At 70.2% G+C, this 18,521-nt stretch carries 10 protein-coding genes; 4 read left to right on the top strand and 6 right to left on the bottom strand.

Features of this window, described 5'->3' with window-relative positions:
- Positions 1-52 precede the first annotated feature (52 nt).
- Positions 53-3,817, top strand: a complete 3,765-nt coding sequence (locus ACZ5LB_RS12590) for a phosphoribosylformylglycinamidine synthase (protein ID WP_464602572.1) — start codon at positions 53-55, stop codon at positions 3,815-3,817.
- A gap of 221 nt (positions 3,818-4,038) precedes the next feature.
- Here ACZ5LB_RS12590 and ACZ5LB_RS12585 read toward each other — a convergent pair whose 3' ends face one another.
- The 3 genes from ACZ5LB_RS12585 to ACZ5LB_RS12575 all read right to left on the bottom strand — a co-directional run bounded on the left by ACZ5LB_RS12585 (position 4,039) and on the right by ACZ5LB_RS12575 (position 9,575).
- Positions 4,039-4,887 carry an EamA family transporter gene (locus ACZ5LB_RS12585; protein WP_464602571.1) on the bottom strand — a complete coding sequence of 283 codons (849 nt, stop codon included), beginning with the start codon at positions 4,885-4,887 and terminating at the stop codon, positions 4,039-4,041.
- Positions 4,888-4,901: 14 nt separating this feature from the next.
- Entirely contained in the window at positions 4,902-7,739 is a 2,838-nt protein-coding gene (locus tag ACZ5LB_RS12580) for an FAD-binding and (Fe-S)-binding domain-containing protein (protein WP_464602570.1), read from the bottom strand.
- Positions 7,740-7,826: 87 nt separating this feature from the next.
- Complete coding sequence (locus tag ACZ5LB_RS12575) at positions 7,827-9,575, bottom strand: L-lactate permease (protein WP_464602569.1); 1,749 nt, start codon at positions 9,573-9,575, stop codon at positions 7,827-7,829.
- A 222-nt stretch (positions 9,576-9,797) separates the two neighbouring features.
- Between ACZ5LB_RS12575 and ACZ5LB_RS12570 the strand changes: the two genes are divergently transcribed.
- Complete coding sequence (locus ACZ5LB_RS12570) at positions 9,798-10,517, top strand: FadR/GntR family transcriptional regulator (RefSeq protein WP_464602568.1); 720 nt, start codon at positions 9,798-9,800, stop codon at positions 10,515-10,517.
- Positions 10,518-10,784: 267 nt separating this feature from the next.
- Here the strand turns inward: ACZ5LB_RS12570 and ACZ5LB_RS12565 are convergent, their stop codons facing one another.
- The 3 genes from ACZ5LB_RS12565 to ACZ5LB_RS12555 are packed head-to-tail and all read right to left on the bottom strand — an operon-like array spanning position 10,785 to position 13,591.
- On the bottom strand, positions 10,785-11,444 hold the full coding sequence (locus tag ACZ5LB_RS12565; protein WP_464602567.1) for a LutC/YkgG family protein: 660 nt from the start codon (positions 11,442-11,444) through the stop codon (positions 10,785-10,787).
- Positions 11,437-12,864: a LutB/LldF family L-lactate oxidation iron-sulfur protein gene (locus ACZ5LB_RS12560; RefSeq protein WP_464602566.1), complete on the bottom strand. Its 1,428-nt coding sequence runs from the start codon at positions 12,862-12,864 to the stop codon at positions 11,437-11,439. Before ACZ5LB_RS12560 ends, ACZ5LB_RS12565 begins: the two co-directional genes overlap by 8 nt.
- The gene (locus tag ACZ5LB_RS12555) at positions 12,854-13,591 is read right to left on the bottom strand and encodes a (Fe-S)-binding protein (RefSeq protein ID WP_464602565.1); all 738 of its coding nucleotides are present in this window, start codon (positions 13,589-13,591) and stop codon (positions 12,854-12,856) included. The genes ACZ5LB_RS12560 and ACZ5LB_RS12555 overlap by 11 nt, the downstream gene beginning before the upstream one ends.
- 159 nt (positions 13,592-13,750) lie before the next feature.
- Between ACZ5LB_RS12555 and ACZ5LB_RS12550 the strand changes: the two genes are divergently transcribed.
- Positions 13,751-17,818, top strand: a complete 4,068-nt coding sequence (locus ACZ5LB_RS12550) for an SNF2-related protein (protein ID WP_464602564.1) — start codon at positions 13,751-13,753, stop codon at positions 17,816-17,818.
- Positions 17,818-18,492, top strand: a complete 675-nt coding sequence (locus tag ACZ5LB_RS12545) for a CvfB family protein (protein ID WP_464602563.1) — start codon at positions 17,818-17,820, stop codon at positions 18,490-18,492. Before ACZ5LB_RS12550 ends, ACZ5LB_RS12545 begins: the two co-directional genes overlap by 1 nt.
- The last annotated feature ends 29 nt before the right edge of the window (positions 18,493-18,521 follow it).

The raw sequence follows: 18,521 nt of genomic DNA, 5'->3' as shown, positions 1-18,521 counted from the left end.
AGTGACACATGGCCGCATCCGGGCGGCCGTTCTGTTTTGACAGGGAACCCCCATGCCCGCCATCCGCCGCCTTTTCGTGGAGAAGAAGCCCGAGTTCGCCGTGGAGGCGGAAAAGCTTCGCCACGACCTGCGCGAGCAGTTGGGGATCGCCGGCCTGGAGGGCCTGCGCATCGCGGTGCGCTACGACGTGGAGGGCCTTTCCGAGGCGCACCTGGAGGCGGCGCGCTGGACCGTCTTCGCCGAGCCCCCGGTGGACGCGGTGTTCGACGAGGAGCTGCCCGTGGGCCCCGGCGAGACCGCCCTGGCCGTGGAGTACCTGCCCGGCCAGTACGACCAGCGGGCCGACAGCGCCGCCCAGTGCCTCCAGCTCCTTTCCCACGGCGCGCGGCCCACCGTGGCCGGAGCCCGCGTCTCTGTCTTCCGGGGCACGCTGGCGCCCGGGGATCTGGACCGCATCCGCGGCTTCCTCGTCAATCCCGTGGACAGCCGGGAGGCGGCGTGGGCCAAGCCCGCCACCCTCACCCCGGTGCTGCCCGAACCCGCCGACGTGGCCGTGGTGGAGGGCTTCAATGAAGGCGGCCTGGCCTTCCTGGAGGACCTGCACGCCCGCATGGGTCTGGCGATGACCCTGGCGGACCTGGAGCACACCCGCACCTACTTCCGCGGCGAGGGCCGGAACCCCACCGAGACCGAGCTGCGCCTGCTGGACACCTACTGGTCCGATCACTGCCGCCACACCACCTTCCTCACCCAGGTCACGGACGTCGCGGTGGAGGACGGTCCCATGGCCCGGCCCATCCGCCGCGCCTACGGGGCCTACCGCGACCTGCGGGGCCAGGTGTTCGGGGAGGACCTGGCGGAGCGGCCGGAGTGCCTCATGGACATCGCCCTGCTTCCCGCCCGCGCCCTGCGCAGGGCCGGGAAACTCGACGACCAGGAGCTCACCAGCGAGATCAACGCGTGCTCGGTGGTGGTGGACGTGGACAACACCGCGGCCCCCGGCGGGCGCGAACCGTGGCTGCTCATGTTCAAGAACGAGACCCACAACCACCCGACCGAGATCGAGCCCTTCGGCGGGGCCGCCACCTGCCTGGGCGGGGCCATCCGCGACCCGCTCAGCGGGCGCGCCTACGTGTACCAGTCCATGCGCGTCACGGGCTCGGGCGATCCCCGGACGCCCATGGACGCCACGCTCCCCGGCAAGCTGCCCCAGCGCAAGATCACCCAGGAGGCCGCCCAGGGCTTCGCCTCCTACGGCAACCAGATCGGCCTTTGCACGGGCCAGGTGACCGAGTACTACGACGAGGGCTTCGTGGCCAAGCGCATGGAGATCGGCGCCGTGGTGGGCGCCGTGCCCCAGGCCCAGGTCCGCCGCGAGGAGCCCGCGCCCGGCGACGTGATCATCCTGGTGGGGGGACGCACTGGCCGCGACGGCATCGGCGGTGCCACCGGCAGCTCCAAGAGCCACACCGAGGACTCCATCGACACCTGCGGCGCCGAGGTGCAGAAGGGGGATCCCCCCATGGAGCGCAAGCTCCAGCGCCTGTTCCGGGCCCCGGAATTCTGCCGGCTGGTGAAGAAGTGCAACGACTTCGGCGCTGGCGGCGTTGGGGTCGCCATCGGAGAGCTGGCCCCGGGCCTGGTCATCGACCTGGACGTGATTCCCCGCAAGTACGAAGGCCTCAACGGCACGGAGCTGGCCATCGCCGAGAGCCAGGAGCGCATGGCCGTGGCCGTGGACGCCGCGGACGCGCCCGAGGTGATGCGCCTGGCCGCCCTCGAGAACCTGGAGGCCACCCTGGTGGCCCGCGTCACTCCGGAACCCCGCCTGCGCATGACCTGGCGCGGGCGCACCATCGCGGACCTCTCCCGGGAGTTCCTGGACACCAACGGCGCCGCCCAGTTCACCACCGTGCGCATCGAGTCCCCCTCCGCCGCCACCCCCTTTGCCACGCCGGCCGTGGACCCCGCGGACCTGGAGCGAACCTGGCTGGAACGTCTCGCGGACCTCAACACCTGCAGCCAGCGGGGCCTGGCCGAGAAGTTCGACTGCACCATCGGCGCGGGCACCGTGCTGGCCCCCTTCGGGGGCCGCCTGCGCCGGACGCCTTCCGAAGCCATGGTGGCCAAGTTCCCCGTGCAGGACGGCGAGACGCTGTCGGCCAGCGCCATGAGCCACGGCTACTTCCCCGCCCTCAGCCGCTGGAGCCCCTTCCACGGCGCCGTGTGGGCCCACGTGCAGGCCGCGGCGCGCCTGGCCGCGGTGGGCGGGGATCCCCGCAGGCTGCGCTTCACCCTGCAGGAATACTTCGGCAAGCCCAAGGACGACCCCGCCCGGTGGGGCAGGCCCTTCGCGGCCCTGCTGGGGGCCCTGAACGCCGAGCTGGCCCTGGGCGCCCCGGCCATCGGCGGCAAGGACTCCATGAGCGGGACCTTCAAGGACCTGGACGTGCCCCCGACCCTGGTGGCCTTCGCGGTGGACGTGGTGCGGGCCGACCAGGTCACCAGCCCCGAGCTCAAGGGCCCCGGCCACGCCGTGGTGCTCATCGACCTGCTCCGCACCGAGGAGGCTCTCCCCGACTGGGAGGTGCTGGACAAGACCTACGCCCACGTGGCCCGCCTCGTGCGGGAGGGCAGGGTGCTCGCGGCGCGCGCCGTGGGCATGGACGGCCTGGCTCCCGCCCTCTCGATCATGGCCTTCGGCAACGGTGTGGGCCTGGAACTGGAGCCGAGGGAGCCCTCCCACTGGTTCGCACCCCGTCCCGGCGCCCTGGTGCTGGAACTGGACGGCGACCTGGAAGAGCTCCTGGACGGCCTGGCCTGGACCCGCCTGGGCACCACCCAGGCCGAGCCCGTGATCCGCACGAAGGGGCTTTCCCTGGCGCTGGACCGGGCCCTGGCTGTCTGGGAGGCGCCGCTGGAGCCCATCTTCCCCACCCGCCAGGAGGGCGCGGTGCCTGCGCTCCCGCCCTTCCAGCCTCGGGTGCTCCAGGCGCCGCAGGCGCCCGCCCTGGGCATCGCCCGTCCCCGGGTGGTCCTCACGGTGTTCCCCGGCACCAACTGCGAATACGACACGGCCCAGGTGTTCGAACGGGCGGGAGCGGTCACGGAGACGGTGGTGTTCCGCAACCTGGACGCCCGGGCCGTGGAGGAATCCCTGGACGCCATGGCCCAGGCCATCCGCCGGGCCCAGATCCTCATGATCCCCGGCGGGTTCTCCGCGGGGGACGAGCCCGAGGGCAGCGGCAAGTTCATCGCCGCCGCCTACCGCAACCCGCGGGTGAAGGAGGCCGTGCACGACCTGCTGAAGCGGCGCGACGGCCTCGCCCTGGGCATCTGCAACGGCTTCCAGGCCCTCATCAAGCTGGGCCTGGTGCCCTTCGGCGAGATCCGCGACCTGGATCCCCGCAGCCCCACCCTCACCTTCAACAGCCTGCGCTACGCCAGCCGCTTCGCCCGCACCCGGGTGGTGGCCGCCGGCAGCCCCTGGCTCGCCAGGGTCCAGCCCGGCGCCATCCACACCGCCGCCATCGCCCACGGCGAGGGGCGCATCGTGGGCCCCGCCGACGTGCTGGAGGGCCTCCTGGCCCGGGGCCAGGTGGCCACCCAGTACGTGGACGACCTGGGCAACCCCACCCTGGACCTGGAGTACAACCCCAACGGCAGCGCCCTGGCCATCGAAGGCCTCACCAGCCCCGACGGAAGGGTCTTCGGGAAGATGGCCCATCCCGAGCGCCACACGCCCCACGTGTGGTTCAACGTGCCGGGGGACAAGGACATGGAGATCTTCAGGGCGGGCGTTGAATACTTCCGTTGAACCCGGATTTTTAGCCAAGGATGGTGCCGAGACTCTGGAACAAGTCGCGCCGATGCACCCTGCGTCTGTTTTTGCCGGGGATGAACAGGATGGACGGGGATGCAGAAATCGTAAATGCAGGGCCGGGCTTAGCCTGATTCATCCGTGAACCTGGAGGTATCGAACCGCCTCGTGTCCAGGCTGGCGATTTGGTGATGCCATCATCAATTTGCAAGGATGTTTTAGTAAGTCTTTTTAAATCCAGCATTCAAGATCAAGGCAAGGGCGATCACCCCGCCCCCCATCGCCAGCCGGATCCATTCCACCCGCTCCCCGAACACCAGGGCCGACGCCAGGATGGCGAGGGGCACCTTGGCGTTGTTGAAGACGGCCAGGGTGCCCACGTCCACGCGGCGGGCCCCGGCGTTGAAGAGGAAGAAGCCCAGGCCCGAGGCCACCAGGCCCAGGTACACGAGGACCAGGAGCTGCGAGGCGGAGGCGTGGAGGACCCTGGAGAGGTCCACCCCGGGCATGGCGATGGCCAGCGTCACCACGGCGGCCCCGGCGTACAGCAGGCCCATGAGCTGGTGGTCCGGCCTGCCGAGGCTCCGCGCCAGCCTGCGGTACAGGACCTGGCCCCCCGCGAAGCAGGCGTTGGAGGCCATCACCAGGAGGAAACCCCGGAGCACGCCCTCCTGGCGCACCCGGGTCCCCAGGCAGATGGCCGTGCCCGCCACGGCCAGGGCCGCGGCGCCGAGCACGGGCCAGGACATGCGCCGGGAGAAGGCGTCGTCGGCCAGGGCCACCAGGATGGGCGTGAAGATGGTGAACAGCGCCACCTCGCCGGGGAGCAGCCACCGGAAGCTGGCCGTGTAGAAGACGTACATAAGGCCGAGCTGCAGCGCGCCCACCAGGGCGAGGGCGAGGCGGTGCCGCCAGGCCAGGCCCTTGACCCGCGAGAAGGGCAGGAAGAGCGCCAGGGCCAGGACGGACCGCGCGGCGGCCACGAACGGCGCCCCCATCGGGCTGACCCGGGGGATCAGTCCGAAGGAGAGGGCCCAGATGACGGAGACGGCGAGAAGGAAAGCCATCCCCCAACTCTACCTCAGGGGCGCGTGGAGGCCTCCAGGAGGTAGACGAAGCTGCGGTAGATGGAGCCCGTGGAGCGGGTCATGCCGATCTCGCAGGTGCGGCTGCTGGAAAGGTGGGCGTCGAAGGTGCCCTGGCGGACCTCGTTGGACTCGTGCTTGGTGGCCGAGGCGGTGAGCTCGGGCACCATGAAGCCGCGGTCGCCGGCGAAGCCGCAGCAGCCGGCGTCCCTGGGCACCGTCACCTTCTCGGCCAGGGCCTTGGCCACGCCCTCGAGCTTGGGGGCCAGGGCCATCTTCGTGAGGGAGCACACCGGGTGCAGCACGGCCGAGCCGATCTTGCGCTTGACCTGCAGCTTTGGCAGCAGGACGTCGTGGGCGAAGGCCACGGCGTCCAGGATGGTGAGCTTGTCGAACTTCGCCTGGTTCTCGGGGGTGAGGTAGGCGCGGCAGCTGGTCAGGCCGTAGGTGCAGGGGGACGTGTCCACCACCACGGGCAGTTCGCCTTCTTGGCTCCAGGTCCAGAACCGCTCGATGGCCTGGTTCACCGAGAACCGGTGCGCCTGGTCGAAGCCCTTGGAGGAGAAGGGCACGCCGCAGCAGGTGCCGGCCACGTCGGTGGGGATGTGCACCGGCACGCCCGCGCGGGCCGAGACCGCCACGAGCGCCTCCACGAGGCTGATGCTGGTGTCCTCCCCGGGCAGGTGGCCCATGGTGCGCGAGATGCAGGCCGGGAAGTAGATGGCCTGGGCGCCCTGGCGCTGGGTGACCGGGAGCCTGCCCTTGGCGGCCTTGGGCATTTCGGGGCTCCACTGGTGGGCCCAGCCGAAGGCCTTCAGGATGCGGGTGAGCATGGGCATGGCCGCGTTGCCGAAGATGGCCTGGACCACGTGCCCCGAGCGCAGGCCCAGGCGCACCGCGGGTTCCATGGTGGCGAAGTTCCGGGCCACGATGAGCGCGAGCTTCTGGGCGCGGGGGGAATGGCTGGCGCGGCGGAAGCGCTTGGTGAGCTGGCCCGTGTCGATGCCCACGGGGCAGGCGGTGGCGCACAGGCCGTCCACGGCGCAGGTCTTGAGGGCCATGTAGGGGAAGGCCTCGGAAAGCGAGCCCAGCAGGGCCGGGTTCTCCCGGGTCGTCTCCAGGCGGGCCATCTCGCGGCGCACGACGATGCGCTGGCGGGGCGTGAGGGTGAGCTCCCGGCTGGGGCACTTGGGCTCGCAGTAGCCGCACTCGATGCACTTGTCGACCTCCTCCTCCACGCCGGGCATGGGCTTGAGGTCGGCCAGGTGGCCCTTGGGGTCGGAGGTGAGGATGACGCCGGGGTTGAGCAGCTGCCTGGGATCCACGAGGGCCTTGAGCTTCTGCATGACGGCCTTGGCCTCGGCGCCCCACTCGGCCTCCACGAAGGGGGCCATGTTGCGCCCGGTGCCGTGCTCGGCCTTGAGGGCGCCGTCGTACTTCTTCACCACCAGCTCCACCACGTCGTCGATGAACCGGGCGTACTGGTCCACCGCGGCCTGGTCGTTGAAGGACTGGGTGATGACGAAGTGCAGGTTGCCGTCCTTGGCGTGGCCGAAGATGATCGCCTCGTCGTAGCCGTGCTTGGCGAACAGCTTCGTGAGGTCAACGGTGGCGTCGGCGAGCTTCTCGATGGGGAAGGCCACGTCCTCGATGATGACGGTGGTGCCGCGCTTGCGCACGGCGCCCACGGAGGGGAAGGTGCCCGAGCGGATCTTCCAGAACAGGGCCTGCTCCACGGGGTTGTGGGTGAACTTGGCGGGCTCCAGGAGCGTCAGCCCGGCCGCGGCGGCCAAGGCCTTGGCCTCCAGGTCGTACCGGGCCGCCTCCTCCTGGCCCTGGAACTCCACCAGCAGCGCCGCGGCGCCTTCCGGCAGGTCCTTGATGGTGGGGGGGATTCCGGCCTGGTTCTCCACGGAGCGCAGGCTTGCGCGGTCCAGCAGCTCCAGGGCGGCGGCGCCGGCGTCCCTAAGGGGAACGATGGCGGCACAGGCGGCGTGGATGTCGGGGAAGATGAGGAAGCCCGTGACCTTCACCGGCAGGTCGGGAACCGTGCGCAGGATGGCCTCGGCGATGAAGGCCAGGGTGCCTTCCGAACCCACCAGCAGGTTGCGGAAGATGTCCACGGGGCGGGAGAAGTCCAGGAAGGCGTTCAGGGAATAGCCGGTGGTGTTCTTGATCTTGTACTTGGCGCGGATGCGCGCGGCCAGGGGCGCGTTGGCCTCCAGCTCGGCCTTGAGGGCCAGCAGGCCGTCCCACAGCGCCGGCTCGGCCTTGCGAAGGGCCTCGTCGGCGTCGGGGCGGGCCGTGTCGATCACGGTGCCCGAGGGCAGGACGAAGGTGAGGGAATCCAGGGTGTGGTACGCGTTCTGGGTCACGCCGCAGCACATGCCGCTGGAGTTGTTGGAAAGGATGCCGCCCACGGTGCAGGTGTTGATGGACGCGGGATCCGGGCCCATCTTCGCCCTGAAGCGGCCCAGGGCCTGGTTCACGTGGGCGCCGATGACGCCCGGCTGTACCTTGACCCTGGCGCCGCCTTCGAGCACCTCGATGCCCCGCCAGTTGCGCGCCACCTCCACGAGGATGCCGTCCGACACCGACTGGCCCGAAAGGCTGGTGCCCGCGGCCCGGAAGGTCATGGGCATGCCCAGCTCGTGGCTGGCCCGGAACAGGCCCTTGACCTCGTCCACGCCGCTGGCGAAGACGACGGCCTTGGGGATCAGCCGGTAGAAGCTCGCGTCTGAGGCGAAGGCGATGAGGTCCACGGGACGGTCCAGGACGCGGTCCTGGCCGACGATGGCTGCGAGGGTTTCCCGGAGGGTGGCGGCGTTGCTCATTGTACTGTCCTCGGGCCCTGGCGGCCCTGAAAAGGGCCCCGCCAGCAGGAGGCTGGCAGGACCCGGTCGTGCGTATTGGAACTCGTCCTACTTGACGGGCGTGGCGACGGGAGCTGCCACGGCGGGAGCCGGGGCGGCGACGTTGACGGCGGGAGCCGGCGCCGGAGCGCTGGGCATCCAGTTGGAGGGGAGGACCTTGGCGTAGAGCATGATCACCAGGCCCACGAGGGCGGCCAGCACGATGCTGTGCCAGAAGACGTAGCGGAGGATGGTGCCCTCCTGGCCTTCCTGGTGGGTGGCGACGGAGGCCACGACCAGGCTCTGGGCGTCGATCATCTTGCCCATGACGCCGCCGCAGGTGTTGGCCGCGGCCGTGAGCACGGGGTTGAGGCCCAGCTGCTGGGCGGTGATCTTCTGCAGGCCGCCGAAGAGCACGTTGGAGGAGGTGTCGGAACCGGTGAGGGCCACGCCCAGCCAGCCCAGCATGGCGCTGAAGAAGGGGAAGACGGCGCCCGTGGCGGCGAAGGCCAGGCCCATGGTGGCGTCCAGGCCCGCGGACTTGGTGCAGAAGCCCAGCGCCAGCATGGCGGCGATGGTGAGCAGGGAGATGCGGACGCGCTTGACGGTGTTGCCCCAGATCTTCAGGAGCTGCCAGGGGCCGAAGCCCAGGAGGAGGCCGCCCGCGATGCCGGCCAGCATGAGGCTGGTTCCGGTGGCGGAGAGCCAGTTGAGGGTGTAGACGGCGGCTTCCTTGGCGGGCTTGGCGACGACCGGCGGGGCCTTGGTGACGGCCATGTGGAGCAGGGGAATCTGGTAGTCGAACTTGGAGACGCCGTAGAGGAAGTTCGGGGCGTCCTTGGGGCCGCCGTTGAGGAAGGTCTTGACCTGGGGGGTGCCCCAGGCGAACACGAACAGGGAGAGGAAGACCCAGGGCATCCAGGCCTTGACGACCTTGCCGGTGGACTGGTCGGGGATCTCGGCGTGGGCCTCTTCGCGCTCGTGCTCATAGCGCCAGAGGGTCTTGGGCTGCCAGAACTTGAGCAGGACGACGGTGCAGACCATGGAGACGATGGCGCCGGCGATGTCCACCAGCCAGGGGCCATGGTAGTTGCTGACGAGGAACTGCACGGAGGCGAAGGAGGCGCCGGCGGTGAGGCAGGCGGGCCAGACTTCCATCATGGCCTTGCGTCCGGCCATGGTCCAGATGATCCAGAAGGGCACGATCAGCGAGAAGATTGGCAGGATGCGGCCGGCGGCGGCGCTCAGCATCTCCAGGGGCAGACCCGTCACGCCGGCGAGGGCGATGAGGGGGGAACCCAGGGCGCCGTAGGCCACGGGGGCCGTGTTGCCGATGAGGGCGAGGCCGGCGGCCTGGAGGGGACGGAAGCCCAGGCCGATCAGCATGGCCGCGGAGATGGCCACCGGGGTGCCGAAGCCCGCGGCCCCTTCGATGAAGGCGCCGAAGCTGAAGGCGATGAGCAGGGCCTGGATGCGGCGGTCGGCCGCGATCCCCGCGATGGAGTGCTTGACCACCTCGAAATCACCCGACTTCACGGTGATGTCGTAGATGAAGATGGCGTTCAGCACGATCCAGCCGATGGGCAGCAGGCCGTAGAGGGCCCCGTTCACCGCCGCCATTCCCGCGAGCTTGGCGGGCATGTGGTAGACGAAGATCGACACCAGGAGCGCCGTGAGCAGGCCCAGGAGGGCCGAGATGTGGGCCTTCACGTGCCAGAAGGCCAGGAGGCCCAGGAGCACGAACACGGGCAGGGCGGCCACAAGGGCCGACAAGAAGATGTTGCCCATGACGGGCGAGTACACCTGAGTCCAATTCATTGGACCTCCTATAGGTGAGGAGTGGGTGGGTTGGAAGAAAGATCAGGGGAGCGAGAAAGACTACCAAAGGTATGGTGGTCCGACCACCAAATTTTTGGACAACCTCGTCTTATTTCTAAGCTGATTTAATTCAACACATCCGTTTGTGGCGCTGATATTACATTCATGGACCGGGCCGGTTCTCCGCCCCCCGGCCCTGCTAGGATCGTGGCGAGGTTTCCCGTGGCCATCGAATTCACACCCGTAAAGACCAAGCGCATATATGAAGAGATCGCCGAGCAGATCCAGCAGCTCATAACCGGCGGCGAATTGAAGCCCGGCGACAAGCTCATGTCCGAACGGGAACTGGCCGACCGGCTCCAGGTGAGCCGCGTGTCCGTGCGCGAGGCGATCCGGTCGATGGAGATGCTCGGGTTCATCGAGATCCGCCACGGCGAGGGCACCTTCATCCGCGACGCGTCGGCCAACGAGGTGATCCGCCCCCTGGCCATGTTCCTGGCGGTGGAACGCGGCTCGCTCCTCGACATGTTCGAGGTGCGGCGGATCTTCGAGACCGCCACTTCTGCGCTGGCCGCGGAACGCGCCACGGACGAGGAGATCGAGCAGATTGGAATGCTCCTGGAGAAGATGAAGGATCGCATCCGGCAGGGAGACTCTGAAAAAGGAGAGGAATATGATGGAGCCTACCACTACGCGGTGGCGGAAGCGACCCATAACAATCTTCTGATCAAGCTCCTTCGCACGGTGCACGAGGAGTGGAGCAAGGCGGTGTCCGCCGGGAGCCAGCAGCTGCTCCTGGACACCCCCAACAACGCCCAGCGGATCATCGACCAGCACACCCGGGTCTTCGAGGCCATCAAGGCCCATGATGCCGACAGCGCCTCCCGGGCCATGCTCGAGCACGTGACCTTCGCCGAGCGCGAGATCCGCAAGCGACTTTAGGAGGCTGTCCACGTATTACTCGGCCTCGCGACGGCGCCTGGAAGCCCGATTATCGAGCGCAAGGCCCGCAGGAAATATGGGTCATATTTTCAAGGGTCTTGCACACGAGAAGCGGGCTTCCAGGCACCGCCCTACGGGTGATGGCAGCGGCCACGGCAATCCCGCGTTACGCTCGTCGAACGATTACCCGAATCGCTCTCCTCGCGTGCCTTGTCTTGCCATGGCCGGTGCCATCATCGCGGGGCCGAGGAATATGTGGACAGCCTCCTACAGGTTGTCCACCAGCACCACCACGAGGCGCTTGGGCCCGTGCACCCCGTAGGCCAGCGTCTGCTCGATGTCGGCGGTCTTGCTGGGGCCCGAGATGAGCAGGGAGTTGCGGGCCGTCCCCTTGCCCCAGCCCCGGTGGCGCATGGCGGACCAGAGGGTGTCCTCGATGGTCGAGGCCAGGAGCAGGGCGATGTGCACCGGGGGAACCAGGGAGAGCAGGCGCGGCTCCTCGGGGCCGGGCTCCAGCAGTAGGCCGCCGGTCTCCGCCACCCCCGCCAAGGCGGTGGTGAAACCCGCCGCCACCCCGTCGAAGAGCGTCGCCTTGAAGGATTCCACCGGGTCCTGGTAGGGGATGAGCTCCGGGTCCTTGGGCGTCCAGGCGGAGGCTAGCGCCTTTCCGGCCGCGCTGCGGGGCCCGTAGAGCAGGTTCGCCAGGCCCTCGTCCCGGCAGAAGCCCAGCACCACGCCCGGCCACTGGCCGGGGGCGGCCTCCAGGAATTCCGTGTGGACGAGCTCCATGCCCCGGCGGAGCCGCTGGACCCGCTCGGCCGGGGACCAGGTCCTCCGGGCCAGGACGGCCGTGTCGGGCACGGGCACCGCCTCCCCGCCGCCACCGGCGCGCAGGCTTTCCAGGATCGCGGCGCGGGCGTCAGCCATGGATGCGTCCCTCCTCTCTCATGCGTTCCTGCAGGGAGCGCCGGGCCGGCACGGGCTTGGTCCGGGCCAGGGTCCAGGCCTTGAGCAGGGGCAGGCCCCCGGGGATCAGGTTGCGGAACCGGGTGGCGCACCAGGCCGCGAGCCGGTAGGCCCGGGGACGGGAGAGCACGGCGGCCCACACGCGCCAGGCCAGGTCTTCGGTCGCGGTGCGGCCGGTGCCGCGCCCCTCCACGGCCGAGGCGGCGTCCCGGTGGGTGGCCTCCCGGCGCAGGCGGACGATGATCTCGGGGATGGGGATCTCCACCGGGCACACCTGGGAACAGGCCCCGCAGAGGCTCGAGCCGTGCAGAAGCTCGTGGCGGACGCCCACGCCCTCCATCTGGGGGGTGAGGATGGTCCCGATGGGCCCGGGGTAGACCGCCTGGAAGGCGTGGCCCCCCACCCGGGTGTACACCGGGCAGTGGTTCATGCAGGCTCCGCAGCGGATGCAGCGCAGGGTCGCCCGCAGCTGGGGATCCGCGTAGATGCGCGAGCGGCCGTTGTCCAGGATCACGAGGTGCACCTCCCGGGGGCCGTCGAGTTCCTCGGGTCCCCGGGGTCCGCGGATGAGGTTGAGGTAGGTGCTCACGGCCTGGCCCGTGGCGGAGCGGGTGAGCAGGGCGTAGAGGGGCGCCACGTCCTCCAGGGTCTCCACCACCTTCTCCAGGCCCATGAGGGCGATGTGGAGCGGCGGCACGTGGGTGCTCATGCGGCCGTTGCCCTCGTTCTCCACCAGGCAGAGGGTGCCGGTGTCGGCCACGGCGAAGTTCACGCCCGAAAGCCCGGCGTCGGCCTCCAGGAACTTGCGGCGCAGCACCTTGCGCGCCAGGGCGGTGAGCTCGTCCACGTCCTCGGTGTACTTGGCGTCCTTGATCTTCTGGCTGAACTGCCGGGCGATCTGCGTCTTGTTCTTGTGGATGGCCGGCATGATGATGTGGCTCGGCGTCTCGTGGTCCAGCTGGATGATGTACTCCCCCAGGTCGGACTCCAGGGCTTCGACGCCGTGGGCCTCCAGGAAGTGGTTGAGCCCCATCTCCTCCGAAACCATTGACTTGCCCTTGACGAGGCGGGTGGCGCCCCGGGCGCGCAGCAGGCCCAGGACCAGCTCGTTGCCCTCCTCGCAGGTGCGGGCCCAGTGCACCTGGATCCCGTTGCGCGTGCAGTTGGCCTCCAACTGCTCCAGGAGCCGGGGCAGGTCCAGCAGGCTGCGGGCGCGGATGGCCGTGCCCAGGTTGCGCATGGCCTCCAGGTCCGCGGGGTCGGGGAACTGCGCGGCCCGCTTGGCCATGAGGCCGTCCATGGCCCGGCGGAAGTTGGCCCTGATCTGGGGGTCGCCCAGGGCCTGCGTCGCCGATTCCCGGAAACCCGTCTCAGCGTTCATGGGTGCGCTCCCAGAGGAATTCGGCGATGTGCTGGGTCCTTAGCGGATCACCCTTGGCCTCCAGGGCGCCCTGGACGTTGAGCAGGCACCCGCCGTCCGTGCTGAGCACCCGCGTGGCCCCGGTGGCCACGGCGTCCGCGGCCTTGTCGCAGGCCATGGCCCCCGAGATCTCGGGGTGGCGCACCGAGAAGGTGCCCCCGAAGCCGCAGCACTCCCGCTCCCGCGCCAGGGGGGCCAGCTCCACGTTGGCAAGCTGGGCCAGCAGCGCCTGGGGCTGGCCCGCCAGGCCCAGGTCCCTCAGGGCGTGGCAGGAACTGTGCCAGGTGACCTTCACCGGCTCCCCCAGATCCTCCAGGCGCACATCCAGGACGTCCACCAGGAACTGGGTGAGTTCGAAGACCCGCCCGCTGAAGGCCCGCACCCGGGCCTCGTCGGGCTCGCCGTGGAAGAGTTCCGGGTAGTGGTTGCGCATCATGCCCGCGCAGCTCCCCGACGGCAGCACCACGGGGAGGTCCAGGGGGAAGAGCTCCACCTGGCTCCGCGCCACCCGCCGGGCCTCCTCCCAGTAGCCGCAATTGAAGGCCGGCTGCCCGCAACAGGTCTGGCCTTCCGGGAAGAGCACCTCCACCCCCGCCCGGCGCAGCAGCTTGATGCCGGCCATGCCCGCTTCCGGATAGAAGAGGTCGACCAGACAGGTGCCGTAGAAATACACGCGCTCGGGGTGCATAGGGTTCCTCCGGCAGGACCAGGGTGGCCCAGCTTACCCCGGATGGGCCCCGCGGGCGAGACTCCCTCTCACGGAAATCAGCCGTCACTGCGCACCCTGGCGAACCGCCGGCGGAAAACTTCGGGCGCCAAAAAACCGGGAAGGGGTTAACCTGATCAGATGCCAGTTCTTTGGGTTTCCGATTTCGACCTGGACAAGCTCCAGTCCCTTCCTGAGGCGCTCCTGATGGCCATGGGCGCCATCGGGCAGGCCTCGGCCCGGGGCCATCTGGCCCAGACGCTCGTGCGCAGCCGCGTGGCCCCCCAGGCCGAACCGTGGATCGCCGACCCCGCGGCCATGACCCCCATGCTCAACCTCCTGCGGGAGGCGGGGCTGGCCCAGGAGGAACACCGGGGCTTCTGGTCCGTGGCCGAGGCCGCGCGGGAGGCGGTGTGCCGCCGGGCCCACCGCAAGGGGGTCCTCAAGCCCCTTTCGGTGGCCGGGCAGTGCTCGTACGACGCGGGCAAGGTCCTGCTGGACACCCTGGGACGGGACCTGGCGGCCTTCCGCCTGGCCTTCCTGGAGGGCCGCACCGAGGATTGGCTGACGGCCCAGGAGAAGGTTCGCGCCACCCACCGGACCGCCCTCGCCTTCCGGGATCCCCTGGCCCTCATCTGCTCGCGCCCCTTCGACCCCGCCTGGTTCGAAGCCCTGCCGCCGGCCCAGCAGAGCCACGGGGCCTGGGCCCTGCTGCACGACCAGACGGTGCACCACCACCCCAACGAGGCCTTCCGGGCCTGGATGGAGGCCCGGAGCCGCACCCGGCCCAACCCCCTGGGCCCCATGCTGGAGTACCTGGTCATGGAGGGCCGGCTGGAGGAGGCCGGCGCCCTGCTGGCGAAGCTCCAGCCCAAACAGCGGGCCCTGGTGCCCATCGCCCTGCTGGAGGCGGCCATGAACCTCGCGCAGGGGAATGCCCAGGCCGCCGCGGAGGGCTTCGGCACCGTCCTGGCCGCCCTGGGCCAGGGGGCCCGGCGAAAGGCCGTCCACCTGCCCGGGCTTATGGACCTTTTCTGCTTCCTGGCCTTCCTGGGCCGCGGCGACGACGCCGGCCTGCGGGTGGCCGCCGAACGCCTGGAGCTCCTGGGCCGGCGCCAGCCCGGGGACCCCCTGCGCGCCATGGCCGAACCCCTTCAGCGGCTCCTCCTCCACCGCACCGGCCTGCCCCCCCGGGAGGAGCTTCCGCCGCGGGTCCAGCCCACGGGCGTCGTGCGCTTCGTGGACGTCCTCTGCGGCTATCTGTGCGAGGCCCGGACCTCCCCGGCCGCCCTGGAAGGCGCCCGGCAGGAGCTGACGGGCCTGCCCCTGGGCCTGTTCGCGCGCGAACTGGACGAGATGGGCCGGCGCAGCCGGGGTGCCCTGTCCACCGGGCGCTTCCCCTTCCTGGACCTGGTGCAGCACAGCGAGAGCTGGGAGAAGGCCCTGGAGGACCTGCACGGCCTGGTCAAGCCCATGGCCAGCCAGCGCCCCGGGCGCCTGGCCTGGTGGGTCTGGCGCAACACCGAAGGCAAGGCCCCCTTCGTCATCGAGCCCCGGGAGCAGCGCCTGGACGCGCGCGGCCAGTGGACCCGCGGCAAGGCCATCTCCATGAAGCGGCTCAAGGAGGAGAGCCGCGCCTACGACTTCCTGCTGCCCCAGGACCAGGCCGTCATCGCCTGCGTGCGCGAGGGCTGGAAGGGCTTCGAGCTCAACCTCGACGGCGCCCTGCAGGCCCTGGTGGGCCACCCCCTGGTGTTCTGGACCGAAGGCGAGGTGGACCAGGCCTCCCGGGTGGAGGTGGTGGCCGGCCAGCCCGAGCTGCGCGTGACCCGCCGGGGACAGGTGCTGGAGCTGCGCCTGGAGCCGCCCCTGGAGGAGGGCGACGTGATGGTCGTGAACGACGGGCTCTTCCGGGTCCGGGTCATCACCGTCACCTCCGCCCACCGCAAGCTTGAGGGCATCGTGGGCCAGGGCCTCCAGGTTCCCCTGGCCGCCGAGGCCCAGGTGCTCAAGGCCCTGCGCGCCGTGGCCCCCATGGTGACCATCCATTCGGACGTGACCGTCAAGGACGAGGCCGCGCGAAAGGCCGGCATGGCCAAGGTGGACGGCGACCCCGGCATCCAGCTCCTGCTCATGCCGTTCCACCAGGGCCTCAAGGCCCAGCTTCGGGTGGAGCCCCTGAAGGGGGCCGGATACTACCCCCCCGGGCAGGGCGGCTCCAACCTCATGGTGGAGCACCGGGGCGCCACGCGCCTGGTGGCGCGCGACCTGCAGGCCGAGACCGCCGCCGCCGAGGCGCTGCTGGAGGTCCTGCCCACCCTGCCGGTGGAGGAGGGGCGCTCGGAGTGGATGATCGACGATCCCGAGAGCTGCATGACCCTCCTGCTGGAACTTGAAAACGCCAAGGGGCTGGCCGCGGTGCAGTGGCCCGAGGGCGGGCGCCTCAGCCCGCCGCGCACCCTGGGCATGGAAGCCATGAGCCTCCGGCTCAAGCGCCACGGCACCTGGTTCGACGCCGAAGGGGAGCTCAAGCTGGACGAGGGACGCGTGGCCAGCCTGCAGGAGCTCCTGCAGGCCTCGGAGAAGCCCGGCGCCCGCTTCGTGAAGCTGGGCGACGGGCGCGTCTATGCCCTCGCCGAGACCTTCCGCCGGCGCCTGGACGACCTGCGCGCCCTGGGGGAGGTGGACGGCGGCAGCCTGAGGCTTCCCGGCATGGGCGCCCTGGCCCTGGAGGGCCTGGCCGGCGAACTGGGGGAATTCAAGGCTGACAAGGCGTGGACGGGCCTCCTGGAGCGGCTCCACGGCGCCATGGGCCTGGAGCCCGAGGTGCCCGGCGACCTCCAGGCCGAGCTCCGGCCTTACCAGGCCGAGGGCTGCCGCTGGATGCTGCGCCTGGCCGCGGCGGGCCTGGGGGCCTGCCTCGCCGACGACATGGGCCTGGGCAAGACCGTCCAGACGCTGGCCATGCTCCTTTCCCGCGCCGGGGACGGCCCCGGCCTGGTCATCGCCCCCACCAGCGTCTGCTCGAACTGGGAGGCCGAGGCCCGGAAGTTCGCGCCCCGGCTCACGGTCAAGCGCTTCGGAGAAGGGGACCGGGAGGCCTCCCTCCGGGACGCGGGCCCCTGCGACCTCTACATCTGCACGTACGGCCTGCTCTCCCTCGAGGCCGAGCGGCTCCAGCGCGTCCCCTGGGCCACCGTCGTGCTGGACGAGGGACAGAACATCAAGAACGCCTTCACCAAGCGCAGCCAGGCCGTCATGGACCTCCAGGCGGGCTTCCGGGTGCTCCTGTCGGGCACGCCCGTGGAGAACCACCTGGCCGAGCTGTGGAACCTCTTCAACTTCCTGAACCCCGGCCTGCTGGGATCCCTGGACCAGTTCCGCAAGCGGTTCCAGGAGCCCATTGAGAAGGACCAGGACGCCGAGGCCGTTTCCCGCCTGCGGCGCATCGTCAGCCCCTTCCTCCTGCGCCGCACCAAGGCCCAGGTGCTCTCCGAACTCCCCGCCCGCACCGAGATCGTGCTGGCCCTGGAGCCTTCGGAGGCCGAGGCGGCCTTCCTGGAGGCCCTGCGCCGCCAGAGCCTGGAGGCCCTGGACGGATCCCCGGGCCAGACCATGCAGGTGCTGGCCTCCCTCATGCGCCTGCGGCGCGCCTGCTGCAACGTGGCCCTGGTGCAGGAGGACGCCGGAATCCCCTCCTCCAAGCTGGAGGCCTTCCTGGACCTGGTGGACGAGCTGCGCGAGAACGGCCACCGGGCCCTGGTCTTCAGCCAGTTCGTGGACCACCTGGCCCTGCTGCGCGAGGCCCTGGACGCCCGTGGCGTCAGCTACCAGTACCTGGACGGCGCCACCCCCGCGAAAAAGCGAAGCGCTTCCGTCAAGGCCTTCCAGGCCGGGGAGGGCGAGCTCTTCCTCATCAGCCTCAAGGCCGGCGGCACCGGGCTCAACCTCACGGGCGCCGACTTCGTCATCCACATGGACCCCTGGTGGAACCCCGCCGTGGAGGACCAGGCCTCGGACCGCGCCCACCGCATCGGCCAGACCCGGCCCGTCACCGTGTACCGCCTCGTGCTCAAGGGCACCGTCGAGGAGAAGATCCTCCGCCTCCACGAACAGAAGCGGCAGCTCGCCGAGGACCTCCTCAGCGGCGCCGCCGTCGCCGCCCAGCTCGACGCAGCCGCGCTGCTGGCCCTCCTGAAGGACGCGTGATGACCCATGAGCCCGTGAAGACCGGCGACGTCGCCTACCTGCGCATCGTATCCGTCAAGGACGCCGGGGCCTTCCTGGACTGGGGCCGGCCGAAGGACCTGCTCCTCCCCTGGAGCGAAGTGAAGTTCGAGCAGAAGCGCCGCATCGTCGAGGGGCGCCGGATCATGGTCTGCGTGTTCGAGGCCGAGGACGGCCGCGTGGCGGCCTCGGCGCGCCTGGACGACTTCCTCCGGGACGAGGCCGGGGGCTACCGCGCCGGCGACAAGGTCGCCATCCTGGTGGACGAGCCCACCGACCTTGGCCTGCGGGTCATCGTGGACAACCGCTACTATGGCCTCGTGCACGCGAGCGACCTTTTCGGGAGCCTGCCCCGGGGGCACCGGCAGGATGGCTGGGTCAAGACCCTCCGCGCCGACGGCAAGCTCGACATCGCCCTTGCCGCCCCCGGCTACGCCAAGGTCGAGTCCGCCGCCGACCGGATCCTGGCCGCGCTGGCCCGCGCAGGCGGCCACCTCGCGGTGGGCGACCGGACGCCTCCCGAGACGATCCACACCCTGTTCGGCATCAGCAAGAAGGCCTTCAAGCAGGCCCTGGGCGCCCTGTACAAGGGCCGGAAGATCACCCTGGACGACGGGGGGATCCATCTGGCGGAGGGACAACCGCCGCGATCCTGATATCGTGGGGCACCCTCCCAGGAGTCCCC

This window comes from Mesoterricola sp. MK458 (genome assembly GCF_055384935.1).
This window is presented reverse-complemented; position numbering and strand designations above follow the sequence as displayed.